At 62.2% G+C, this 22,061-nt stretch carries 21 protein-coding genes and 1 pseudogene; 5 read left to right on the top strand and 17 right to left on the bottom strand.

Annotated features, from left to right (window positions below):
• Positions 1-139 precede the first annotated feature (139 nt).
• Positions 140-463, top strand: coding sequence for a DUF6280 family protein (locus ROE7235_RS01940; RefSeq protein WP_121092985.1), 324 nt, complete (start codon positions 140-142; stop codon positions 461-463).
• 62 nt (positions 464-525) lie between these two features.
• Here ROE7235_RS01940 and ROE7235_RS01935 read toward each other — a convergent pair whose 3' ends face one another.
• Positions 526-1,122 (bottom strand): 2-hydroxychromene-2-carboxylate isomerase, encoded by a 597-nt coding sequence (locus ROE7235_RS01935; RefSeq protein ID WP_121092984.1) that lies wholly within the window; start codon positions 1,120-1,122, stop codon positions 526-528.
• Positions 1,123-1,213: 91 nt separating this feature from the next.
• Here ROE7235_RS01935 and ROE7235_RS01930 point away from each other — a divergent pair, with 91 nt between their 5' ends.
• Positions 1,214-2,233 (top strand): ribose-phosphate pyrophosphokinase, encoded by a 1,020-nt coding sequence (locus tag ROE7235_RS01930; RefSeq protein ID WP_183073267.1) that lies wholly within the window; start codon positions 1,214-1,216, stop codon positions 2,231-2,233.
• Between the two features lie 135 nt (positions 2,234-2,368).
• Here the strand turns inward: ROE7235_RS01930 and ROE7235_RS01925 are convergent, their stop codons facing one another.
• The 5 genes from ROE7235_RS01925 to ROE7235_RS01905 all read right to left on the bottom strand — a co-directional run bounded on the left by ROE7235_RS01925 (position 2,369) and on the right by ROE7235_RS01905 (position 6,918).
• On the bottom strand, positions 2,369-2,686 hold the full coding sequence (locus ROE7235_RS01925; protein WP_121092983.1) for an NfeD family protein: 318 nt from the start codon (positions 2,684-2,686) through the stop codon (positions 2,369-2,371).
• Positions 2,687-2,689: 3 nt separating this feature from the next.
• The gene (locus tag ROE7235_RS01920; RefSeq protein ID WP_183073266.1) at positions 2,690-3,544 is read right to left on the bottom strand and encodes an SPFH domain-containing protein; all 855 of its coding nucleotides are present in this window, start codon (positions 3,542-3,544) and stop codon (positions 2,690-2,692) included.
• A gap of 65 nt (positions 3,545-3,609) precedes the next feature.
• Complete coding sequence (locus ROE7235_RS01915; RefSeq protein ID WP_121092981.1) at positions 3,610-4,836, bottom strand: multidrug effflux MFS transporter; 1,227 nt, start codon at positions 4,834-4,836, stop codon at positions 3,610-3,612.
• Positions 4,833-5,459 (bottom strand): DsbA family oxidoreductase, encoded by a 627-nt coding sequence (locus ROE7235_RS01910; RefSeq protein WP_121093127.1) that lies wholly within the window; start codon positions 5,457-5,459, stop codon positions 4,833-4,835. Before ROE7235_RS01910 ends, ROE7235_RS01915 begins: the two co-directional genes overlap by 4 nt.
• Positions 5,446-6,918, bottom strand: a complete 1,473-nt coding sequence (locus tag ROE7235_RS01905) for a class I adenylate-forming enzyme family protein (RefSeq protein WP_121092980.1) — start codon at positions 6,916-6,918, stop codon at positions 5,446-5,448. Before ROE7235_RS01905 ends, ROE7235_RS01910 begins: the two co-directional genes overlap by 14 nt.
• A 107-nt stretch (positions 6,919-7,025) precedes the next feature.
• On the opposite strand from ROE7235_RS01905, the gene ROE7235_RS01900 reads away from it, so the two are divergent.
• Positions 7,026-7,802, top strand: a complete 777-nt coding sequence (locus ROE7235_RS01900; protein ID WP_121092979.1) for a transglutaminase-like domain-containing protein — start codon at positions 7,026-7,028, stop codon at positions 7,800-7,802.
• Positions 7,803-7,901: 99 nt separating this feature from the next.
• Here the strand turns inward: ROE7235_RS01900 and ROE7235_RS01895 are convergent, their stop codons facing one another.
• The 6 genes from ROE7235_RS01895 to hydA all read right to left on the bottom strand — a co-directional run bounded on the left by ROE7235_RS01895 (position 7,902) and on the right by hydA (position 14,439).
• Positions 7,902-9,242, bottom strand: coding sequence for an amidase (locus ROE7235_RS01895; RefSeq protein WP_121092978.1), 1,341 nt, complete (start codon positions 9,240-9,242; stop codon positions 7,902-7,904).
• Positions 9,239-10,540 carry a TRAP transporter large permease gene (locus ROE7235_RS01890; RefSeq protein ID WP_121092977.1) on the bottom strand — a complete coding sequence of 434 codons (1,302 nt, stop codon included), beginning with the start codon at positions 10,538-10,540 and terminating at the stop codon, positions 9,239-9,241. The genes ROE7235_RS01895 and ROE7235_RS01890 overlap by 4 nt, the downstream gene beginning before the upstream one ends.
• A gap of 1 nt (position 10,541) precedes the next feature.
• Complete coding sequence (locus tag ROE7235_RS01885; protein WP_121092976.1) at positions 10,542-11,096, bottom strand: TRAP transporter small permease subunit; 555 nt, start codon at positions 11,094-11,096, stop codon at positions 10,542-10,544.
• A gap of 99 nt (positions 11,097-11,195) precedes the next feature.
• Positions 11,196-12,227 carry a TRAP transporter substrate-binding protein gene (locus ROE7235_RS01880; protein ID WP_121092975.1) on the bottom strand — a complete coding sequence of 344 codons (1,032 nt, stop codon included), beginning with the start codon at positions 12,225-12,227 and terminating at the stop codon, positions 11,196-11,198.
• 53 nt (positions 12,228-12,280) lie between these two features.
• Entirely contained in the window at positions 12,281-13,048 is a 768-nt protein-coding gene (locus tag ROE7235_RS01875; protein ID WP_121092974.1) for a maleate cis-trans isomerase family protein, read from the bottom strand.
• Entirely contained in the window at positions 13,045-14,439 is a 1,395-nt protein-coding gene (gene hydA, locus ROE7235_RS01870; protein ID WP_121092973.1) for a dihydropyrimidinase, read from the bottom strand. Before hydA ends, ROE7235_RS01875 begins: the two co-directional genes overlap by 4 nt.
• A 165-nt stretch (positions 14,440-14,604) precedes the next feature.
• On the opposite strand from hydA, the gene ROE7235_RS01865 reads away from it, so the two are divergent.
• On the top strand, positions 14,605-15,552 hold the full coding sequence (locus ROE7235_RS01865) for a LysR family transcriptional regulator (protein ID WP_121092972.1): 948 nt from the start codon (positions 14,605-14,607) through the stop codon (positions 15,550-15,552).
• Here the strand turns inward: ROE7235_RS01865 and ROE7235_RS01860 are convergent.
• On the bottom strand, positions 15,533-16,252 hold the full coding sequence (locus ROE7235_RS01860) for a hydratase (protein ID WP_121092971.1): 720 nt from the start codon (positions 16,250-16,252) through the stop codon (positions 15,533-15,535). The two genes, ROE7235_RS01865 and ROE7235_RS01860, sit on opposite strands and share 20 nt — an antisense overlap.
• A 35-nt stretch (positions 16,253-16,287) precedes the next feature.
• Between ROE7235_RS01860 and ROE7235_RS01855 the strand changes: the two genes are divergently transcribed.
• Positions 16,288-16,515 carry a hypothetical protein gene (locus ROE7235_RS01855; protein ID WP_245963858.1) on the top strand — a complete coding sequence of 76 codons (228 nt, stop codon included), beginning with the start codon at positions 16,288-16,290 and terminating at the stop codon, positions 16,513-16,515.
• A 304-nt stretch (positions 16,516-16,819) separates the two neighbouring features.
• On the opposite strand, the gene ROE7235_RS01850 is transcribed toward ROE7235_RS01855, so the two are convergent.
• From ROE7235_RS01850 to ROE7235_RS01840, 4 genes and pseudogenes are all read right to left on the bottom strand, one after another.
• Complete coding sequence (locus ROE7235_RS01850) at positions 16,820-19,915, bottom strand: efflux RND transporter permease subunit (RefSeq protein WP_121092970.1); 3,096 nt, start codon at positions 19,913-19,915, stop codon at positions 16,820-16,822.
• Positions 19,912-21,087: an efflux RND transporter periplasmic adaptor subunit gene (locus tag ROE7235_RS01845; protein ID WP_183073263.1), complete on the bottom strand. Its 1,176-nt coding sequence runs from the start codon at positions 21,085-21,087 to the stop codon at positions 19,912-19,914. The genes ROE7235_RS01850 and ROE7235_RS01845 overlap by 4 nt, the downstream gene beginning before the upstream one ends.
• Before the next feature lie 308 nt (positions 21,088-21,395).
• The gene (locus tag ROE7235_RS19835; protein ID WP_147434151.1) at positions 21,396-21,755 is read right to left on the bottom strand and encodes a hypothetical protein; all 360 of its coding nucleotides are present in this window, start codon (positions 21,753-21,755) and stop codon (positions 21,396-21,398) included.
• 105 nt (positions 21,756-21,860) lie between these two features.
• Positions 21,861-22,061: pseudogene (locus tag ROE7235_RS01840) on the bottom strand (IS630 family transposase); the annotation flags it as partial.

Raw genomic sequence — 22,061 nt, 5'->3', positions numbered from 1 at the left:
ACAGGATATGGCCAGGCGGAATTGCAAGCTATGCATTTGGCGCATGGGTGCTATGCAAATAGAGGCTAGCGAATCAACCCTCAAAAAGGGTAGGCAGGCGTTCGCGGTGAATGCAAGAGCAAGAACAAAAGGAACTGATATGTTTGATGCAGCGGATGGAACAGCGTTTACCCACGAGCAGGGGGCGCGTGCCCGCAAGCTGTTTGCAGCGGTGGTGCTGGCGGCGCTGGATGACGCGATCGCCGATGACAAGAAATACGGCAACGGGCCGGAGCAGATTGCGCGTTGGGCGCGGTCGCGCGACGGACGTGAAGTGCTAAGCTGTGCGGGCATTGACCCGAACGAGCGTGTTGTGTCCGGGCTGATGGAATTCGTCGGCAAGGGTGTGCGCACCTCGGTCGCGCTGTCGCGCGAGGAAAGCGAACGCCGCGCCGCAGCAGAGGCAGAAGCCGAAGCGGCCTGATCGCGGCGTAAGCCCGCAGAAAAAACCCCGCGCCCTGAAACAGGCGCGGGGCTTTTTTGTGGCTAAACGGCAACGTCCAGATGCTCTGCCAGAAACGCCAGCCGGTCCTGACCCCAAAAGCGCGCCTCTCCGACCACGAAGAACGGCAGGCCAAAGACACCGGCCTCTACCGCGTCTTCGAGGTTGCGGGGGTAGATCTCTGCACCTTGCAACATACCCGAAAACGCCAACCCCGTGTCGAAACCCGCAGCGGCCAGACAGTCGCGGATCACGTCGTCCTGCGCGATGTCGCGGTCCTCTTCCCAGCAAGCGCGGGTCAGGCCGGTGACAAGCGTGCTCAGATCGCCGCCGCCCGCTTCTTGCGCCGCGATGATGGCGTAGGACGCGGGCGCGGGGTTGGTCGGGAAATGGGCGGGCCGCAGTTTAATCGGCGCGTCCAGCTTGCGCCCCCAGCGCTCCAGCTCTTGCAGGCGGTAGGCTTTGCGGCTGTCATGCCGTTCTGCCAGCGCCTGCCCGCCCGTGCGCGCGAACAGCGCATTCGGGTCCAGCGGTTTGTAGCGCAGCGCCACACCCGCCTTGCTTGCAATTCTGGCCGCACGATCCCCGACCAGATGTGTCCAGGGTGAAATCGGGCTGAGGTAATAGTCAATCTGCGCCATACACGGCCCCTTTGGCTGCTTGTAACATTTCCAAGACCGTATCGGGGTGGTAAGCGGTGTCAACGCTGCCGACTCGCAAGGATTGCCCGACATGATCGACCGAACCGAACCCAAGCTGATTGCCGGGAATTCCAATCCGGGCCTGTCCAAGGCCATTGCGCGCCGCATGTCGCTGCATCGCGGTGTCAGTGTCGGGCTGGTCGAAGCGCGGGTCGAACGGTTCAACGATCAGGAGATTTTCGTCGAGGTTTATGAGAATGTGCGCGGCGAGGATATGTTCATTATCCAGTCCACCTCGCGCCCGGCAAATGACAACCTGATGGAATTGCTGATTATCGCGGATGCTTTGAAACGGTCGTCAGCCGCGCGCATTACCGCCGTAATCCCGTATTTCGGTTATGCACGGCAGGACCGTCGCACCAAGGCGCGCACGCCGATTTCGGCCAAGCTGGTGGCCAACATGATCTCTCAAGCGGGGATAGAGCGGGTGCTGACGTTGGACCTGCATGCCACACAGATTCAGGGCTTTTTCGACATCCCGGTCGATAACCTATACGCCGCACCGGTGTTCGCGCTGGATGTGTTGCACCATTTCAAGAACCGGCTGGATGACGTGATGATCATCTCGCCCGATGTCGGCGGTGTTTCACGCGCGCGCGAACTGGCCAAGCGGGTGGGGTGCCCGCTCGCGATCGTGGACAAGCGCCGCGAAAAGGCCGGTGAAATTTCCGAAATGACCGTGATCGGCGATGTGAAGGGCAAGACCTGTATCATCGTGGATGACATCTGCGACACGGCGGGCACGCTGTGCAAGGCCGCAGAGGTGCTGATGGAAGCGGGTGCGACCGAAGTGCACAGCTACATCACCCATGGCGTGCTGTCCGGCCCGGCGGTGGAGCGGATCACGAATTCGGTGATGAAATCGCTGGTCATCACCGATTCCATCGCACCCACGGATGCGGTCAAGGCCGCGCCGAATATCCGCATTGTGGCCACCGCGCCGATGTTCGCGCAGGCCATCCTGAATACGTGGAAAGGCACGTCTGTGTCGTCGCTCTTCGATACAGATACGCTACAGCCGATCTATGAAGGGCTGTATTCCAGCGTGTAATCTTGCGGGGCACGGTCTTAGCTCGCCGAAGATGCCAGAGCGTGTCGCGTTCGGTCCCATTCCTGCAACACGCTCTGACCTTTTGTGGTCGCACGTTTTTGCGTAACACTGAAAGCCACTTTTGCGCGGCATGCTTTAGTCTTTTTCTGTCCAGCCGCCACGGTCGGATGGCGGCAGGGATGAACGCGGGTCATAGTCGTTGATGTCCTTGCGGCCCTGCTTGCGCCGGGTGAAGCGCGACAGCGCCAGCCACACGCCCAGCCCCAACGCCGCCCAGATAAAGCCCTGCACCACGACCGGCAGGCCGGGAACCAGCCAGACCACCAGCGCCATCAGCCCTGCTGCGACGGCAAAGCCAAGCGCGACATAGGCGGTCGTCAGCATTTCGCCCACCAGCAGGATGACGGCAATCAGCCCCCAGACGGACCAGTCAGGCAGTGCGAACATGTCCATCGCTCACATCTCCTTCAGGATGGCGGCGGCTTCGCGAAAGCTGTTGGACGGCCCGCCCGGCAGCATGATCAGTTTGGCGTTGGGCGATTTGGAAATGCCTTCCAACGCTTCGACCTGCATCCGCGCTGTCTGGAAGATCAATGCTTGCTGTGCGCTCTCCGTGTCCAGCGACAGGGCCAGCATCCGGTTCGATTCCGCGTTGGCCTGCGCGATGGCGCGGATGGCGTCGGCCTTGCGCTGCGCTTCATATAGCTCGGCATCGGCGTTCAGTTCGGTTGCGCGGCGCTCACCCTCTGCGCGGGTGATGGCGGCACGGCGCTCACGCTCTGCGGCCAGTACTTCGGCCATGGCGGTTTGCGTGACCTCGTTCAGTGTCACATCCGTAATTTCCGAGCGTGAAATACGAATGCCGTAAGTCTTGCCCGCATCTTCCAGCGCGGTCAGTAGTGCGACATTCAAAGACCCGCGATCCGATTGCACCGCGTCCAGTTCCACCTTGCCCAGTTCCGAGCGCACCAGCGATTGCACAAGGCCAATGACCAGTTCGTCAATCTTGTTGACGCGGAATACGGCGGCTTCGGCGTTTTCAATGCGGTAGACGACCAGAAGTTTCGCGCCAAAAACCACGTTATCGGCCGACACCACTTCCAGGTTGATGTCGTTCAGGACTTGATCATTGACCGGCACTTTTGCGTGCACCTTGTCCAGAAACGGCACGATTACGTTTACGCCAGCATCCAGCGTGCGGTGATACGCGCCCAGCCGGGTGATGACAAAATTCTGCGCTTGCGGGACAATTTTCAGGCCCAGCAGAACGACCAGCACGATCAGGACGGCAAGGCCAAGGATAAGTTCCATCTTGAGATACCTTTGTTCAAATGAGATCGCGGGCAGCATAGCCCGACAATGATGGAAAAAGAATGTTATTCGGCGGGTAGTTCCGGGGCAAGTCGGCGCGCGGCAATCATAAGGGCAAGCGCCGTGCAGGCGCAGAGCGCCATGCCGGTGATCAGAGGGATGGGCGTGCCGTTATAGGCCAGCGAAATCGGGATCGCGACCATGACCGACCCGACGGTGGATAGCGATTGCACCACCGATGCGCCAACCCCTGCCATATGCCCCAACGGTTGCAGCGCCAGCGCATTCAGGTTGCCGAAGGTCAGCCCGATTGCGAAAAATGCCGAACACATGAAGGCGAAGAAAAACGCGAAATCCCACGGGGCGGGCAGGTCGAACTGCAACAGCGCCAGAAACAACAACGACACGACGGCTTGCCACAGAAAGGCGGCGGTCGCGATCCGTTTCATGCCCAGCCGCATGACCAGCTTGGCATTGACCACGCTGGCGCTGCCGGCGACCAGCGCGGTAATGCCGAACCATAGCGGAAAACTTGCGGCGCGGTCATAGACGTCGGCAAAGATCATCGGCAGGTTGGACAGCCATGCAAACATGGGTGCAAATGCGAATACCAGCGCCACCACATAGATCATCACGGCGGGCGTGGTGGTGATTTCCGCCACCGCCGCCCCGATGTTGCGCAGGCTCAGGGCGCGCCGCCGTTCGGGCGGAAGCGATTCGGGCTGGCGCAGCATCAGCCATGCCGCCCCGATCAGGCCGAAGGCGACAAAGGCAAGAAACACCGCGCGCCAGTCGGCAATCCAGATGATCACCGCACCGACAGAGGGCGCGATCGCGGGCACAAGAATGAACAGCGTCATGATTATGCTGGTCACGCGCGCCATGGCGCGCCCCTCATACATGTCACGCACCATTGCGGTTGCGATGACGCGGGGGGCCGCTGCCCCCAGCCCTTGCAAAAAGCGCGCCGCCAGCAGCCCGTCGATGCTTTGGGCCTGCATGGCGATCAATGCGCCCGTGATATAGGCGGTAATCCCGACCAGAAGCACCGATTTGCGCCCGTAAGCGTCCGAAACCGGCCCGCAGATCAGCGTGCCAAGCCCCAGACCAAGGACGAAAATGGTAATCACCAATTGCCCCTTTTGCGGGGCATCCGGCGACAGTTGGTCGCCGATGGTCGGCAGGGCGGGCAGCATCGCGTCGATGGAAAACGCGACAGACGACATCATCAGCGCCATCAGCGCTACGAATTCGCCGAAACGCAGCGGTCGTGTGGGTTGTGGCCAGTTCATGCGCGACCTGCCAATTCGTCGATGACCTGCACCCAAAGCTCGGGTTGTTGCGCGCCCGGCACGGCGTGCTGGCCCGCGACCACGAAAAACGGAACACCTTCGATGCCGCGTGCGCGCGCGGTGCGATCGGCCTGAACAACCGCATCACGGTCCGCGCCCGCATCCAGCAAGCGCGCCGTCAGGTCCACATCCATCCCAATGCTTTTGGCGATGTCCAGCAAGACATCGCGCGCGCCGATGTCGCGGCCTTGCTGGAAATAGGCACGGAACAATCCGCTGACGGCGGCGTTTTGTTTGCCTTCCAGCCCCGCCCAATGGATCAGCGCATGCGCGGCCAGCGTATTCGGCTGGCGTGCAATGGCGGGCAGGTTCAGCTCCAGCCCCAGCGCCTCGGCGCGTTCCACCACGGGGCGATAGGCCGTCACCAGATCGGCGCCGAATTTCATCTCCAGATAGTCCTGCCGGTCCATGCCGTCGGCGGGCATATCGGGGTTCAGCATGAACGGGTGCCATGTCACCGCGAACGGGTGGTCGGGCCGCGCTTCCATCGCGCGTTCCAGCGCGATTTTTCCAATGTAGCACCACGGGCAGACCGGGTCGGAGTATATCTCAAGCGCGATCATCATCAGCCTTGATTTGGGCGCGCAACGCGCGCCGGGAAAGTTTGCCATTTGCCCCGCGTGGCAGCGTGGGCAGATGACGGTAGAGTCGCGGCTGCTTGTAGCGCGCCAACCGCTCGGCTGCAAAGCCCATCAGCGCGGCGTCGTCCACCGCGCTGGCTGCGGTGTAAAAGGCCGCGATAATCCACACGCCCGGACGGATTTCGACATCCGTCACGGCGAGGTCGTCAAGCGCTGGATGCGCGGCCAAAGCATGCTCTACCTCTAGCGGAGACACGCGAAACCCGCCCGCATTCATCATGTCGTCGTCGCGGCCCAGATAGGTGATTGCCCCGTCCGGCGCCTGTTTCACGCGGTCGCCGGTCACGAACCAGTCGTCCTGTAACGGCAGATGCGGCGCGCCATCCGGTCCTAGATATCCCAGCATCAACCCCGGATCGCTGCGGTGAATGGCAAGTATGCCGTCATCCCCGTTCAAGACCGTGACGCGCCGCCCCGCTTGGGGATACCCAAGCGCGCCTTCTGGCGCAGGCCGCGCGGGGCTGCCGGAGATATAGGTCGAGCATTCGGACATGCCGAGCGCCTCGTATATCCGCGTTCCCGTGGCGGCGTTCCACGCGGCGCGGGTGCTGTCGGGCAATTTCTCGCCCGCAGACAGCCCGTGGCGCAATCGCGGCAACGCGCGCATTCGAGCGCGGTCCAGAAGCTGGCGGTAAACGCCGGGCACGGCGGCAAAGATCGTCGCGTCGTGACGGCGCATCAAGAGCCCCAAGGGCGCACCTGGCTCGCAAACCAATGCGGTTGCCCCTATAGCCCATGGGTCCATCAAGCCCGTGCCCAGCGTATAGGTCCAGTTGAACGCGCCCGCATGCATCATCCGGTCGTCGCGGCGCAGGCCATACCAGCCGCCCCACATCATCCGCCGTGCCCAGACGGCGCGATGGGCATGGACCACCGCGCGCGGGCGTCCGCCGCTGCCCGAGGTAAATACGATGTATCCGGCGCGGTCGGGCGGCCCCATGTCATAATCACACGGGGGCAAATCGCGCATCGCGCGCAAGGCATTCAGTGTCAGCACCGGCGCCGGATGATCGGGCAGGGCCACGCCCTCTGCCGCGATCACCAATGCGGGGGAAAGCGCGCGCGCCATGGTGGTGATTTCCGGCGCGGTCAATGCGGTCGATGTCGGCACCGGCACCAGCCCCACGGCCAGCGCGCCCAAATACGCCAGCGGAAAATCCACGCTGTTGCCCAGCCGCAGCAGCACCCGCGCACCGGGTGGCAACCCGAGTGCCGCAAGGCCCGTGCCAGTGCCGCGCACCGCCGATTCCAGCCGCGCAAAGGACCACCGCTCTGCCCCGCTGGCGCGCAGAATTTCCAGCGCGATCTTGTCGGGTGTCAGCGCGCCGGCTGCCAGCACATAGGCGGCCATGTTGAACGGGGCGGGGCAATTATCGGTCATGGCCAGAGATATGCCTGCCCGCGCGCCGGATGCAAGCGCAAGGCGTTGACCTATGCCCCGTTCCCATGCGAGGGGGCAAACAAGTTTTCGTGCAGGGCCTACAGCAGATGAAGCTGAACATAACCGTCGATATGGATTATGCGCTGCAACCGGGCGACCCGGCCTTGCTGGCGATTTCCGTTGCGCCCATGCCCTGCCAGACCGTGGTCTCCAGCGCGCTCAAGGTCGAGCGGGCAACGCTGCGCTGGATCGACGGGGCCGGTGGTATGGGCCAGCGTGTCTGGGCAATTCCCGAAGGCGCGCGGCTGCAATTGCGCTACACCGCCAGCGTCGCGATCACGCGGGCAGAGCCGTCGCTGGAAGGGCTTGCCACCGCGCCCATGCATGACCTGCCCGCAGAGGTGCTGGGCTATCTGAGCGCGTCGGTGTTCTGCCCGTCTGACCCGTTCGTGCCCTTCGTGCAGGACCAGTTCGGTCATCTGGACGGGGGTGCAATGATCGCGGCCATGCGCGACTGGGTGGCGGCAAACCTGCGTTATGTGCCCGGTGCATCCGACGCGACGACCACCGCGCTGGACACCTTTGTGTCGCGGCAGGGGGTGTGCCGGGATTATACGCATCTGCTGTGTGCCTTCGCGCGCGCGGGCGGGGTTCCGGCGCGCTATGTGTCGGGCTACAGCCCCGGCGTATCGCCCCCCGATTTCCATGCCTGCGCAGAGGTCTGGCTGGATGGTTGCTGGCACATCGTGGACCCCACGGGCATGAGCACACCTGACACGCTCGCCATTATCGCCGCAGGGGGCGACGCGGCGGACGTAGCCTTCATGGAAACCGCGCAATGGGCGACGGTTATGTATCAGGATGTGCGGGTAGAAAACCTGTGAGCGGACAGCTCTGGCCGGGAGCGGTGTGTGTCAAAAGCATGAACCCGCAGGCCAGTTTGGCAGCAGGCGCAAAAGGCATCTTGGGTGCCTGACCTCGGATCAGCCTTGCGACTGCCGCCCCAACGCAGCAGCCAAGCCGAGCAGCATTGCCTCGCCGCCCTGATCGGCCACCAGTTGCATCCCGACCGGCATGCCGTCGGCCAGTCCCGCCGGAAAGGCAAGGGCGGGTAGGCCGGTCGCGTTGACCCACCCGGTATAAACCGCGTGGCCGCGTGGGCCGACCTGTTGTCCGTCGATAACCGTGGGGTGGGATTCGTCGGCAGCCCAAGGCTGGGCAGCGGCCGTGGGCAGCAGCACGGCGTCAAAGCCCCACAACCCGCGAACGGCCTCCCGCATGGCAAAGACCTGTGTCATTGCATTGTAAAGATCGACAGCGCAATGCTTGGCGCCGCGTGCCGCGATGTCGCGGTATTTCCGCGCGGCAGACGCCATGACCGGCGGATCGACCTGTGCCAGATGCGCAAGCCCGATTTCGACAATCAGCGGCCAGAGCGCACTCAACGGATCAAGATCAAGCGGAAGGCTTCCTGTCTCTACGCTGTGGCCCAGTGATTGCAGCTGCGCCGTCGTGCGGGCAAATGCCGTGCGTATTCCCGGATCGCAGGGCGCGTTGGCCACGCGCTCTACGGCAAGAATGCGCAGGGTGCGCGGCAGTGTGGTTGCGGGCCTGTCCGACAGGGCCGAGAAGAACAGGGCAAGATCGCGGGCCGAACGGGTGATCGGCCCCACGGTTTCAAAATCCAGCAGCACTTGTGGAAGGCCGCCGCCGCGTGGCACGCTGTTTATCGCGGGCTTGAGCCCCCAGAGGCCGGTATATCCTGCCGGCCGCCGGATCGAGCCGCCCCCATCCGTGGCCAACCCTGCAAGCGCCATTCCAGAGGCCACCGCCGCCACAACCCCGCCTGACGAGCCGCCGGGTGTCAGCGCCGGATTGAACGGGTTGCGCGTGGTCCCGAAGGTCTGGTTGTCGGTGTAGCCCTCGACGGCGAATTCCGGCGTGTTGCCTTTGCCAAGCACGATGGCCCCGGCTTTGCGCAACGCGGCGACCGGAATCTCGTCCTGCAAACAGACGCGCTTGCCAAGTGCCGCATTGCCCCAGGCAGCCGGCAGGCCTGCGCAAGCCAGATTGTCCTTGATGATAACCGGCACACCGTCAAGCGGCCCGAGAGGCGTCCCACGCTGCCAGCGTGCCAGCGACGCCTGTGCCTTTTGCAGCGCGTCTGCGCTGCGGGCGGAAAACGCGTTGAGCGTGGGGTCCAGCCGGTCGATGCGATCCAGGCAGGCGCGTATCTGCGCCACCGGGTCATACTTGCCGGTGCGGTAGCCGTCGAGCAACGCGCAGGCATCGGGTATCTTGTTGGCATGCGTCACTGTCGTCATCGTCCCAACACCTCTGGCAGCCACGTCGCGATGCCGGGCCAGAAGATCAGGGCAGAGGTAAATAGCAGCATCAGCCCGGTATAGGGGACCGCCCCCGCGATCACATCGGTAAAAGGCCCCTTGTCGCTGCGCACGCCCTGCACGACGTACAGGTTCATACCCACCGGCGGTGTGATCATACCCACCTCGCACATCAGCACGACGAAGATGCCAAACCAGATCGGGTCGATTCCGGCGGCGACAATGATCGGCACGACAATGGGGATCGTCAGCACCTGCATCGACAGCACGTCCATGAACATGCCAAGCAACAGGTAGAAAAGCATCAGAGTGAACAGCAGTTCGACCGCGCTCAGGCCCAACCCGTTGACCCATGCCGACATCACCCCCGTGATCCCGCCCAGGGCCAGCGTCACGTTCAGCGTGAAAGCGGCGACAATGATCAGCAGGATCATGCCCGTGGTGCGCGCCGTCTTGCGAAAACAGGTATCGAGAAAGGCCACGCTCAACTTGCCCTCGTACCAGACAAAGCCAAGCGCCACGATCACCGCAAGTGCGGCGCTTTCCGTGGGTGTTGCGATACCAAGATAGATCGAGCCCATGACGATCAGGAACACGGTCGCGGCCGGCACAAGGTTTTTCAGCGCGTTCAGCTTGACCGACCAGGGAACGTCCGCGTCCTGAAAGGCACCACCGGGCGACAGGATGTCTTGCGCCGCGATGAAGGCCATGAACAGCAACGTCAACAGAATGCCGGGGATGATGCCGGCAATGAAAAGCTGGCCGACCGAAACGCTGGCCAAAGAGCCGTAGACCAGCAGATTCACCGATGGCGGGATCAGGATACCCAATGTCCCGCCCGCCGCCAGCGAGCCGAGGGCGCGCGAGGGGCGGTATTTGCGTTCCATCAGTGTGGGCAGGGCAACGGTACCAACAGTGGCAGCGGTGGCGACCGATGATCCAGAGGTCGCGGCAAAGAGCGAGCAGCAGCCGATATTCGTGTGCAAGAGCCCGCCGGGAAGCCGTCCGAGCCACAAAGCCAGCGTGGCATACATCCGATCCGCAAGGCCCGAGCGCAGCAAAAGCTCCCCGAGCAGGATGAACAACGGGATCGCGGTCAGCACTGGCGCGTTCGAGGTTCCCCACAGCACCGGGCCCATGCTGGTCAGCAGCACTGGGCCGTATAGGATCATACCGCCCGCGACGCCCATGGCGACCATAACGCTGGCCACAGGCAGGCCCGACAACAGCAGGCCCATCATGATGCAAAACCCGATCGCGACGTCGAGGATTCCCATATCAACGCTCCTTGAGCTGGTCGAGCTCTTCGCTCAACTCGTCTTCGGCGGGTTTCGGATTGAATTCCCGCGCCAGCTGCGCATGGCGGCGCGCGAAAAAGAGCTTACTGGCCCGCGCCGCCATCACGAAACTGCACAGCGCAAAGATCGCCAGCCCCGCATACCAAGCCGATTGCGGCCAGATCAGCGGTGTGCGCCACGGCGTGGCCGCGGTGGAGCCATAGGACAGCGTGTCGGAGATCACGAACCAGCCGACGTAAAGAAAGAACAGGCCCAGCACAGCCAGAGAGATCACGGACAACCAATCGACGGTGGCCTGTAGCCAAACCGGGAAACGCGCATGCAGCACGTCTATCCGGATATGCGCACGGTCGATCATTGCGACGATAAAGGCGAGCGATGCGCCAAAGGCCAGCGTGTAGCCCGCCAGTTCATCGGCACCTTGCAAAGAGGTGTTGAAGAGCTTGCGCATCACGGTCTCTAACGCGACGAAGCCCGACAGGAACAGCATCGACAGCCCGAAGATGCGGCTGATCCAGGTTGCGAGAATGTCCATGACGGGCCTCCGTAGTGATGTGCGAACGATCTTGCTACCCGACCGGACTGTGGCCGGGGCAGTGGACAGCCCCGGGCGCAAGGCCCGAGGCGGCATGGGTCACATGTTCTTGTCTGCGCCCACAGTTTCCATCCATACAGCCGAGCAACCCGGGTTGCTGGCGTCGCAGACCTCTTTCCACGCCGGGAAAGAGACGTTGGGCACGGCGGTCCCGACCAGTTCCTTGTCGGCGGCGGTCGGCTCGACCAGCACAAGATCATATTGCGTTCCGGTCTCGCAGGGCTCAGCGCCGGTATTGCAGTTCACAGCGTCGATGAACAGTTCCTCGGAATAGGTCCAGATCCGCTCGCTCAACGTGTCAAAGCCAGCCTGCAACATGACTTGCTGATCCGAAGAGAGGGCGTTCCACGTATCGAGGTTGATACCGTAGCCGTTCATGGCAAGCTGGAAAGCGATCGGCATCGTGTATGAACTGACCTCGGGCCAGCCCGCCGAATTGGCAGAGGACGGACCGGTGATGGCGCAATCCACGACGCCGCGCGCCAGCGATTGCTGCACTTCCGGAAAGCCGATCGGCACGGGCGTGCCCCCGAGAAGGCTGACGAATTCCGCAAGATTCTGGTCATACACACGAACCTTGAGACCTTTCAGATCGGCAAGCGAGGCAATCTCGGGTTCGCAGAACAGCACCTGCGGCCCAAACGGCCAGACGCCCAAAAGTTTGGTGTTGAACGCCTTTTGCAATTGGGCGTCCACGACGGGCGCAAAGGCGTCGACGGTTTCGCGACCGGTTGCGTAGTCGGGGTTCAGGCCGACCAGATCAAGGCCAAGGATGGTTGGTTCGTCGCGCGAGACCTGGCTTAGGCGAAGCGACACGATGTCGAACAGACCGCTTTTGAGGATGCGCAGCTGCTCTGTGTCCTTGATGCCGGTCACATCGACGGGCTGGTAGTCGGCGACAAAGCCTTCGAGCCCGGTTTCCTCTGCGAAGTTTTCAAAGAACGGCTGCTCGACATTTTCCTGGATCAGTCCGGTGGCGACGGGCTGACCCATCACGCGCAGCGTTTCAGATGCGGCGGGCATGGCCAGCGCAGCCAGTGCCGTGGCGCCGAGTGCAAACTTGCGAAACATGGTTGGTCTCCTTCAGGTTTCTGGGTTTAAGGTTGCAGGTGGTCGTTTCGAAATCAGGGGGCATGGGGTGGCGCCAGACCGGACGCATGCCGGAAGGCGCTTCCCCAGCCAGTGACATGCGCAGGGTCGAGCCCGACCTCGCGCAAGCAATGCGCCGCGGTGACGGCGACGGAATCGAGCACCGGAATTCCGGTTGCTGTCTCAAGCTGCGCGGCGATGGGCGCACCGCGGAAATTCGTGCAAACGATCGCGATGGCGTCGGGCTTTGCCTTGGCCACCTGTTCAACGATCGACCCGACCTGTTCGGGCGGGTAGGTGGCAAAGCTGTAATTGCCCGTGTCATCCAGTCTGGCGGCGCTGACAACCGCGATGCCTTGTGCCGCGTAGTTGGCGATCATGCGGATTTCGATATCCTCGATATACGGGGTCACAAGGCCAAGGCGCGTGACGCTCATCGACCGAAACAGCGCGTCATAGGCGAGAATGGTCGATGTCGCCGGAATACCCGTCCGCTCCGTGATCGCGGCGCACAGCGCGCGATCCTGGTCCAGCCCAAGCCAACTGGCGGACGTGCCGTTCCATGCGATCAGATGGGGGTTCGCTTCTGCCAGACGTTCGGCGGCCTCAAGGATCGGCTCTAGTGTGAACTGCGACTGCGAGGCTTCGGACATGGATATCTCGACCACTCTGAAACGCCCGAAATGGACGCTGGCCCGTTCGCCGAAAGGCAAAAGCATCGCAGAGGTATAGGGTTCCAGAACGGTGTTCGACGACGGCGTCAGCATGCCGATGCGACGCCCGTCGACTGGATCAAAGCTCATGGCATCACCTGCGGTTTTGTTCGGGCGACATGCACACCTTCGGGACTGCCTTGTGGGATTCCGTTCAGCATCACGGTCCGGCCGCGCAAGATGGTGCGGACCGGCCAGCCGGTGACGTCAAAGCCTTCCCAAGGCGTATAATCAGAACCGTGATGCAGATCATCCTGCGTGACCTTGCGCGTCATCGCCGGATCCCAAAGCACGATATCGGCGTCCTTGCCGATGGCGATTGATCCCTTTCGGTCCAGTCCGTAGATGCGCGCATGGTTGGTCGCCGTCAGCGCGGCAAACGCCTCCAGGCTGATGCGCCCCTTGCCGACACCTTCCGAAAACAGGATCGGAAGGCGGGTTTCGACACCGGGAATGCCATTGGGGATGTTGCGGAACGACGCGCGCGCGCCGGGCGCGTCCTTTCCGGCCGTGTCGGCAAACCGGAACGGGCAATGGTCGGACGAGAACACATCGAAGGCGCCTTGTTCCAGACCGGCCCATATTGCGGCTTGCTCTTGTGTATCGCGCGGCGGCGGTGAGCAGACCCACTTGGCCCCCTCAAAGCCGGCGCGATCCAGATCGTCTGCCGTGAGCGTGATGTATTGCGGGCAGGTCTCGGCAAGAACGCGCACCCCGCGGGCCCGCGCACGCTGAATTTCGTCAAGCGCAGCCCCGTTGGAAACATGCACGATCATGACCGGCACGTCCGCGACCTCGGCCAGCGTGGTGGCGCGGTGCGTGGCTTCGCGCTCGACCGGCACCGGGCGCGTGCGTGCGTGTTGAACCGGCTGGGTGCGCCCGGACCGTTCAGCCTTCTCGCGCAGAAACTCTATCGCGTCCTCGTTCTCGGCATGCACCATCGTAAGCGCGCCGTGTTCGCGGGCCACATCCATGACCCGCAAGATCTCTGCATCGGTCAGGCGCATGCCCCGATATGTCATGAACACCTTGAAACTGGTCATGCCCAGCGCGATGAGAGCGGGCAGATCTTGGCCCAGTGTCACCGGATCGGCGGATTTCACGATAAGATGGAACGACACATCGGTCAGGCATTGCCCCTGCGCCTTGGCCAGATAAGCTGCGGCGGCCTCTCGCAGCGTCTGGCCGTCATCGGGCAGGCAGAACGGCATAACGGTCGTGTTGCCGCCGCAGGCTGCGGCGCGGGTTGCGGACGCAAAATCATCCGCCATCTCGATACCCGGCCCGGAAGGCTGCGCGATGTGCACATGGCTGTCGATCCCTCCCGGCAGGGCTATCAGGCCCTCGGCATCAATACTCTCCACGCCGTTCAAACCGGCGCCCAACGCAGCGATGCGCCCGTCGAGGATGCCGACATCGCAGTTGGTAGCCCCACTGGACGACACCACCCGCGCACCGTGAATGACGGTGTCAAAATCCATGGCGGTCCTGCGAGAATAGGATGGCTGGGAACAGTGATATCATCGGTCGCCCCGTCGATGGCAGTGTCGGTTGCCAAAAGCGTAGCGATCGAATGGATTGCGAAATATGGCAAAATAGGCAACTCTGCATTCTCGAAATAAGAACGCAGAAAAACGAGGTTTTGCATGAAATTTCATCTTGTTCCAAGGCCTTTGCTGTATGTAGAGGCGGTCGCAGAACATGGATCGGTTCAGGCTGCATCCCGCGCACTGGGAATCGCAGCTTCGGCGATCGACAGGCATATTAAGGCACTGGAAGAAGTGAATCGCGCACCGCTGTTCGAACGCCACCCGCGGGGTATGCGACCCACGGCGGCGGGCGAAGCCGTGGTCGTTCTGGCGCGGCGCTGGAACACCGATGCGGAGCGGCTGGAAACCGACCTTCAGGAGATTCGCGGACAAGAGGGTGGCAGCGTGCGCTTGGCGGCGATGGATAGTCTGGCCAACGGGATGCTGGAGGAATTGCATGACTGGCTTCTCAGCACGCATCCCAACATCCGGCTGACTGTCGAGATCATGGCCCCGTCAGAGGCCGCGCGGCAACTGGATGAAGGCACCGTGGAAGTTGTAATGGCCTTCAACCTGCCACGGCTGCGGCACCAGCATGTGGTCTGGTCGGACAAGCTGCGCTTTGGCTGCATCGTGGCACCGGGTCATCCGCTGGCCCGGACGTCAACAACGTCTCTTGCGCAGGTCAACGGCCACGCGCTGGTCGCGCAAAGCACGCTGCTGCCGACGCGCCAGTATCTTGACGACCGCTTTGCGTGGTTCTTTGACGAGAACGCGCCGGTGATGGCGTCGAATTCGATTCAATTGCTCAAGGGCGCGTTGCGCAAAGGGGCGGTCGCGATGATCACCTCGGAGCTGGATGCGCTGCCGGAATTGTCGCGCGGTGACTTGCTGTTTCTTCCCCTCTCGGACAAAGGTCTGGCCGCGCCGACAATCTCTGTTGTGATCGATGCGCGCAGGTCGCTGTCGCGCGCCGCGCGGCGGGTGTCCGAATTCCTTGTGGCGCGCACACAGCAACGGCTGGTCGAAGCCCGCGCCAAACCGATCAGCAGAACCGACATCTGATTGCGCCGAACCCCGCGACATGCCCTGCTATATCGGTTCCTGCTGCGAAGTAGTGCAGCCCCGAGATAGAGCCTGTAATCACAGTCTGCCCGATGTGCAGCCCGCCGCAATGATCCCCCAAATGCGCGCAAAGCAAGGCCAGATTGGCCAGTGCAGAACCGCCGGGGACCGTGGCGTCCCCGCAAAGCACTGTCTGCGATCCGCATGTCAGGCGCGCGTCGAGCTGGCAGAAATCTTGCCCCGTCCAGTTGTCCAGCGCGGGGCCAAGCACCAACCCGTCATTGATCTGCATATCCGCCAGTTTCATCAGTGCCTCATCCTCGGCGCCCGACAGGCGTGTATCGACGATTTCCAGCACAATACGGGGTCGAAATACCCGGACGGGGTCTGACATCGGGTCCGGGCCCGGCGGGGCGATCACGTCGAACCCGATTTCGAGTTCAAAGCCAAGCCGGTCCCGGACGGGGAGGGAGGCACCGTTCGGGCAGGTCTTTTGCGCCGGAATCGGCGCGATGACTGGCGGCCCCTCGGCCCTTCGCGCCACCTTGAAGCCGCCCACCGGTCCGATTTGGGCTTGTACGGCGCGCTGCACGGCAAGTGCCTGCTGGTAGTCCGGTGCGGGCAAGGCAGAGGCATCGGCGCGCAATCCGGAGGCTCGGGCGTCTAGCAGCGCCTGCGTCAGGGTCGTGATCGTACTCATGCGCTGCGCCTTTCACGGGTTGGATACAGGCGACCATGCCGTGGCTGGAGCACAGACACAATATTCGCAAGCTGTTAGTCGTTGGTATGACATCTCGGGCTGTAATGCCAAAGCGTTCGCCCGTGAAAGTGGATATGTGGACCGATAAGATCATTGCAGACAAGCCGTTCCGGCTGGCGACGACAGCCATGACCAACAAAGCAGCAAGGGTTATCTGGGCGATGCTTGCCAAGAAACAAGAATACAGGCAGCCAGCGGTCTAACCGCGCCAGCTGCCCACGAGTTGTAAGACGTTGGTGGGGTGATGTGGAATTCAGTCAACCAAAAGTAAAGACACTCCGGGAATGTCAGCGGCCCTCTTCCAAGGTCGATAAACCGTTGGAACCTCGCTTGCGGACCGATCAGAGCCAGTGACACCAATGCCGTCACGCAAACAGGCGGGACACACGACCGTTCTGACAAAAGACTGCGGATAATCGCCGGAAAACGCCTGCAATGCAGGGGACGCCCACACATGCTCCCCTTGAGGGCGGGCACAGCCTCCAGCCCGTGAAGGTCAGTCCAGCTTCAGGATGCGGCTTCGCCCAGCTCTGCGCGCAACTGACGTTCCGACTCCGCCCGGGGCTTCGACAGTCTTGCCATCAACAGGTAGGCGACAGGCGTCAGGTACAGCGTGAAGAGCGTCGCCAGACCCAGTCCACCAACGATCACAAAGCCGAGTGCTTCGCGCGCCTCTGCGCCCGCACCTGCCGACAGGATCAGCGGGACGCCACCAAGAACCGTTGAAGTCATGGTCATCATGACGGGGCGCAGGCGGATGGTGGACGCATCGAGGATCGCATCGCGCACGTCCGCACCCTCGTCACGCAGCTGATTGGCGAACTCCACGATCAGGATGCCGTTCTTGGCCATGATCCCGATAAGCATCACCAGTCCAATCTGCGAATAGACGTTGAGGGACAAACCGAAAAACAGCAGCGCAAAGATCGCGCAAGCCAGCCCCATGGGCACCGTGACCATAACGACGACAGCCGATACGAAGCTTTCGAACTGCGCGGAGAGTACAAGAAAGACAACCGCAATGGCAAAGCCGAAGGTAAGCAGCAGACCCGAGGCAGTTTGATCCAGCGTCGCGGCCTCGGCCAGCGGGACGATCCGATTCTCTTCTGCCAGTTCCTCCTCGGCAAGGCTTTTTACCTGAGCAAGCGCATCGCCAAGCGCCAGCTGCGGCGTCAATCCCGCAGAGATCTCGACCGAACGGTTTTGACCTTCCCGCTCCAGTTCCGGCGCTACGGCACGCTCTTCCAGCGTCACGAAGCTCGACATCGGGACGGTCGACCCGTCGTCCGTCTGCACGAAGATATTTTGCAGGTCGCCCGGATCGTTCACCGGATCCGATGTCGAGACCATCTGTATGTCATAATCCTCATCGTCAATGAAAACCGACCCGACAGTGCGCCCGTCCAGGACGGCGCGGAGAGCTTCGCCAAGGCCGGATATGTTGATCCCGAGATCGGAGGCCCGTTCGCGGTCGATCTGCACGAAGAGTTGCGGCTGGGTCGTTTCATAGTTCAACCGGACGTTGCCAAAGGCCGGGTTCTCTTGCATCCGTCTAACCAGGCGGTCCGACACATTGGCAAGTTGGTCGTAGTTGTCGCCGGTGATTGCGAAGGTCAACCCGCGCCCGCCGCCGCGAATGCCCAGCGAATTCGGTTGGATCGCAAAAGCGCGGACACCGATCACACCGCCCAAATTGCGATTGATCTCTCCCACGATCTCATCCTGACTGCGGATCCGGTCCTCCCACGGCACAAGACTGAACACCATGAAACCGCGATTGTCAGAGCCGAACCCGGTGATGGAAAAGATGTTTTCCACCTCGCCGCTTTCCTGCAGCGGTTCGATCAGGGCCTCGATCTCGCGCATTTTGCGGGTCGTGTAGTCGAGTGACACGCCCTGCGGCGCGGACACCGACAACAGCGCAACCGCCCGGTCCTCTCGCGGGGTCAGCTCCTGACGGAGGTCCCCAAACATGAAAAAGGCCGTCGCGGCGAACATGCCCGCCGCGGCCACGATGACCATAGGCATGGCAAGCGCCGCACGCAGCGTGGTCCGGTAGGTCGTGGCAAGCTGGTTCCCGAGCCACACAAGAGGGCCCCGCGGATTGGTCTTCGGCGGCTTCAGAAGGAAGCTGGCCAGCACGGGGCACAGCGTCAGGGCCACCACTGAAGACAGCGCCACAGCCATTGCGAGCGTGAAGCCGAATTCGCGAAAGAGCCCGCCTGCCTGCCCCGGCAGGAAAGAAAGCGGCACGAAGACTGCCGCAAGGGTTGCCGTTGTCGTGACGACGGCAAAGAAAACCTGCCGCGTGCCCAGCACGGCGGCCGCACGCGGTCCCATGCCCTCGGACCGGCGGCGCACGATATTCTCTAGCACCACGATGGCGTCATCGACCACCATGCCCGTGGCAAGTACGAGCGCCAGAAGCGTCAGGATATTCACCGAAAAGCCGACGATGTAGATCGCGGCCACCGTGCCGATCAAGGCGACGGGCATGGTCAGCGCGGGCACCAGCGTTGCGCGGGCGTCGCGCAGGAACAGGAAGATCACCAGAACGACAATCCCGATCGCCAGTCCGAGCGTTTTCAGTACCTCCTCGATCGAGCCCCGGATGAACACCGCGTCATCCGACGTCACGAAGATCGAGACATCCGACGGCAGGACCTCCTGTAGTGCCTCGACCTCAGACTGCACAGCCGCCGAAATCTCCAGCGTGTTCGATGTCGCCTGACGGATCACGCCCAGGCCGATGCCGGTCTGTCCGTTCGCCCGAAGAAGTGTCTCGTCCGGAGAGGGCCCGAGGGACACCGTCGCGACATCGCCGATCTTGACATCCGGTGCCAGCTGAAGCCTTTCGAAGCCTTCGGTGGTTGCCACCGTCGCGGTTGTGCGTACGGATATGGTCTGACTGTCGCCCGAAAGATCCCCCGCCGGCGCGTCGAAGGCCACGTCCTGTAGCGCACGGCGTATGTCGGCCAGCGTCAGGCCGCGCGCGGCTAGGGCTCTTTGATCGATGTCCACACGAAAGATCGGCTCGCGATCGCCGTAGATCTGCAGATCGGCGACGCCGTTCACCGACAGAATCCTATCCTCTACGCTATCCTGCACAATGCGGGTCAGGTCTTGGGGCGATCGCCCCGCCGCGGTCACCGCGATACGGACGACCGGCTGGGCGTTTGCATCAGCCTTGACGACTTCGGGTGTGTCCGCGCCCTCGGGAAGCTGATTTGCGATCCGGGCGACGTTGTCTCGGACATCGGTCGCAGCCACGTCCAAGTCGATGTTGTCGTCGAACTCCAGCGTCACGCGCGACCGACCGAACCGGGAATTGGACGAGATCGAGCGGACACCGGCGACCCGGCCAACCGCGCCTTCGATACGGCCGGTTACTTCCTGATCGACACTTTCGGGCGAGGCGCCGCTATAGGGCGTTGTGATGGTGATCACGGGGCGATCCACATCGGGAAGCTCTCGCACCTCGACTCCGATTATGGCGGCGGCGCCAGCCATGATGATCAACGCACTCAGCACGAACGCAAGGATCGGGCGTCGTACGAAGAGGGCTGTGCCGGAACCGGCAACGTTGTCAGACCGATCGCTCATGTCGGGTTCTCCCGCTCGCGGTCTTGCGAGTCCACGTCGGCGCGCAGAGATGCATCCTCTTGTGCGATGGCTACCTCGGCGCCGGGACGGAGCGACTGTACGCCCTCAACAACAACCTTTTCACCGGGCGCGATATCCCCGGCGATCAAAACCCGATCGGCGTCCCGCTGACGGATGCCGACGTAGACGCGCTGCGCAGTGCCGTCGCGTACGACCCAGACAAAAGAGCCCTCCGAGCCCCATTGCACGGCGAGCGGATTCACCGCAGCCAATGTCTCGCCGGGAAAGCGTAGCACCACGGAAAATGCCATGCCGACGCGCAGGCGATCGAGGCTGTTGTCCAATTTTCCCTGCACCCTCATCGTCCGGCTCCGGCGGTTCACAACACCGTCAACGGCCCGGATCGTCCCCTCCAGCGGCGCGCCCGCAAAGCCGAGCGGCCTTGCTTCGAACGTCATGCCAAGTTCCAACAGTCCGATCGCGCGTTCCGGTACTCGAAAATCGACCAGCACCTCAGAGCGATCGGTCAGGGACGTTACCTCTTCACCGGCCGACATCCGGTCACCGACGACAATGTCGATAAGCCCGATCTCGCCGTCGAAGGGCGCCCGGATCGACCGGCGGTCAAGCTCGTATGCTGCTTCCCTAAGGTCCAGTTCGGCAGTCCGCAGGGCGAGGCGCGCTTCCCGAAGCCGCACCTCGCTGACCGAGCCCGTGCCCTGAAGGCTCGACATCCGTTCAACCTCGTCTCTGGCATCCTGCAGTGAGAGTTCCGCGCGCTCGACCTCGATGCGCTCGGCCTCTGCGCTCAGTTGCAATATCACGGTCCCGGCCTTTACGCGGCCCCCAGTCGTGTGATTGACCTCGACGACCTCTCCGCCGACCTCCGTGCGCAGAATTGCCGACCGCAACGCCTCGCCATCGCCGATGGCCTCGACCACGTCACTCGTTTCGGCATCCGTGACCGTGGCGGTCACGACTTGGGTCGGGCCGCCACCGCCCCAGCCTCCGCGGCCGCCGGATTTTTCGGCCTGCGCAGGCTCGACCCTGAGAAACCCGGCAACGCCGACACGGTCAAGAAAAGACGCCGCGGAAGGTACGTAGGTAATCCAGAGAATACCGGTTCCAGCGATGACGGCCAGCGTCAGGGCCAGGTGTAATAAATGGCGCATGATGTTCCCCTGATGCCGCCCGCGACGACGGCGACATGATTGGCGCGTAGTATCGGTTGTAACACGTTCTGTGGGCAACGTAGGGTGTTTCGCGTATGCGTCCAATCCATAGCCAAAGGGGGCAGTCTCAGCGCAAAAGCAATCTCTGCTGTCGGTTAAGACGCCGAAATGCTGCCTCACCGGAACCGGCCATTCATGCACCGTGCAGCATTTTGAGGTGGCGAGTGGCAGCAAAGCGGGACGAAGCTGCCGTTCGCTCCTGTTGCTCCATGGTCTAATTAAGGTGTGGCAATGCGTTCGCAGCCCATTCAATCCGAAAGCCTTTCGCGGGCCGCAAAAATGGCGGCCAGCCATGCCGTTGATAAGGCGCGATTACCGGAATGGTCACCGTTCGGCACGACGACAAGTTCGTTGGATATGCCCAAATCCTCCAGATGTTCAGCATAGCTTTGACTAAGTGCAGTTGGCGTAATCGCATCTTGGCTGCCAGAAATTATGGTAACATGAGCCGCAGTAGCTGGACTTAAATCTATAGGTGAAACAGACCGAACTATCGTATCCTCTTGCCACTGAGGGTTCAGTTCTCGCCACATAGCGAGGTCGCAAGGACAAGCGACTAAGATCACCTCGTCAGCAATGTCGTTTCCAAACGAAAGCGCAAGCGCCAACTGCGCCGCACCACCGGAATGCCCTACAGCCACAACGGGTGCATCTTGGCCAATACGCTCAAGATTTTCCGCGATAATTTTCGCGTTCTCAATGGTATACTTCTTCTACTCCAAAACCCGAAAGTTCTCGTGTGTTATGACGCGGAAGTTATCTGACACCTTGTCGCGGAATTTCTTCCATTCCTGCGGGATGGTCTCACGCATGAATGCAAGGATGGCGTCGGCGAATTGCTTCTGACTTCGGTAGTAGCGATTGTGGGTGACATAATGGTGCAAGACCGCCCAAAGACGTTCAATTGGATTGAG

This window comes from Roseinatronobacter ekhonensis (genome assembly GCF_900499075.1).
Classification (GTDB): domain Bacteria; phylum Pseudomonadota; class Alphaproteobacteria; order Rhodobacterales; family Rhodobacteraceae; genus Roseinatronobacter; species Roseinatronobacter ekhonensis.
This window is presented reverse-complemented; position numbering and strand designations above follow the sequence as displayed.

Coding starts and splice junctions, on each gene's coding strand:
- ROE7235_RS01910 (WP_121093127.1), bottom strand. CDS start 5,459: ATGATCGCGCTTGAGATATACTCCGACCCGGTCTGCCCGTGGTGCTAC.
- ROE7235_RS01940 (WP_121092985.1), top strand. CDS start 140: ATGTTTGATGCAGCGGATGGAACAGCGTTTACCCACGAGCAGGGGGCG.
- ROE7235_RS01860 (WP_121092971.1), bottom strand. CDS start 16,252: ATGAGTACGATCACGACCCTGACGCAGGCGCTGCTAGACGCCCGAGCC.
- ROE7235_RS01895 (WP_121092978.1), bottom strand. CDS start 9,242: ATGACGACAGTGACGCATGCCAACAAGATACCCGATGCCTGCGCGTTG.
- ROE7235_RS01855 (WP_245963858.1), top strand. CDS start 16,288: ATGCCGTGGCTGGAGCACAGACACAATATTCGCAAGCTGTTAGTCGTT.
- ROE7235_RS01915 (WP_121092981.1), bottom strand. CDS start 4,836: ATGAACTGGCCACAACCCACACGACCGCTGCGTTTCGGCGAATTCGTA.
- hydA (WP_121092973.1), bottom strand. CDS start 14,439: ATGGATTTTGACACCGTCATTCACGGTGCGCGGGTGGTGTCGTCCAGT.
- ROE7235_RS01930 (WP_183073267.1), top strand. CDS start 1,214: ATGATCGACCGAACCGAACCCAAGCTGATTGCCGGGAATTCCAATCCG.
- ROE7235_RS01890 (WP_121092977.1), bottom strand. CDS start 10,540: ATGGGAATCCTCGACGTCGCGATCGGGTTTTGCATCATGATGGGCCTG.
- ROE7235_RS01905 (WP_121092980.1), bottom strand. CDS start 6,918: ATGACCGATAATTGCCCCGCCCCGTTCAACATGGCCGCCTATGTGCTG.
- ROE7235_RS01850 (WP_121092970.1), bottom strand. CDS start 19,915: ATGAGCGATCGGTCTGACAACGTTGCCGGTTCCGGCACAGCCCTCTTC.
- ROE7235_RS01920 (WP_183073266.1), bottom strand. CDS start 3,544: ATGGAACTTATCCTTGGCCTTGCCGTCCTGATCGTGCTGGTCGTTCTG.
- ROE7235_RS01865 (WP_121092972.1), top strand. CDS start 14,605: ATGAAATTTCATCTTGTTCCAAGGCCTTTGCTGTATGTAGAGGCGGTC.
- ROE7235_RS01925 (WP_121092983.1), bottom strand. CDS start 2,686: ATGGACATGTTCGCACTGCCTGACTGGTCCGTCTGGGGGCTGATTGCC.
- ROE7235_RS01900 (WP_121092979.1), top strand. CDS start 7,026: ATGAAGCTGAACATAACCGTCGATATGGATTATGCGCTGCAACCGGGC.
- ROE7235_RS01880 (WP_121092975.1), bottom strand. CDS start 12,227: ATGTTTCGCAAGTTTGCACTCGGCGCCACGGCACTGGCTGCGCTGGCC.
- ROE7235_RS01875 (WP_121092974.1), bottom strand. CDS start 13,048: ATGAGCTTTGATCCAGTCGACGGGCGTCGCATCGGCATGCTGACGCCG.
- ROE7235_RS01935 (WP_121092984.1), bottom strand. CDS start 1,122: ATGGCGCAGATTGACTATTACCTCAGCCCGATTTCACCCTGGACACAT.
- ROE7235_RS01845 (WP_183073263.1), bottom strand. CDS start 21,087: ATGCGCCATTTATTACACCTGGCCCTGACGCTGGCCGTCATCGCTGGA.
- ROE7235_RS01885 (WP_121092976.1), bottom strand. CDS start 11,096: ATGGACATTCTCGCAACCTGGATCAGCCGCATCTTCGGGCTGTCGATG.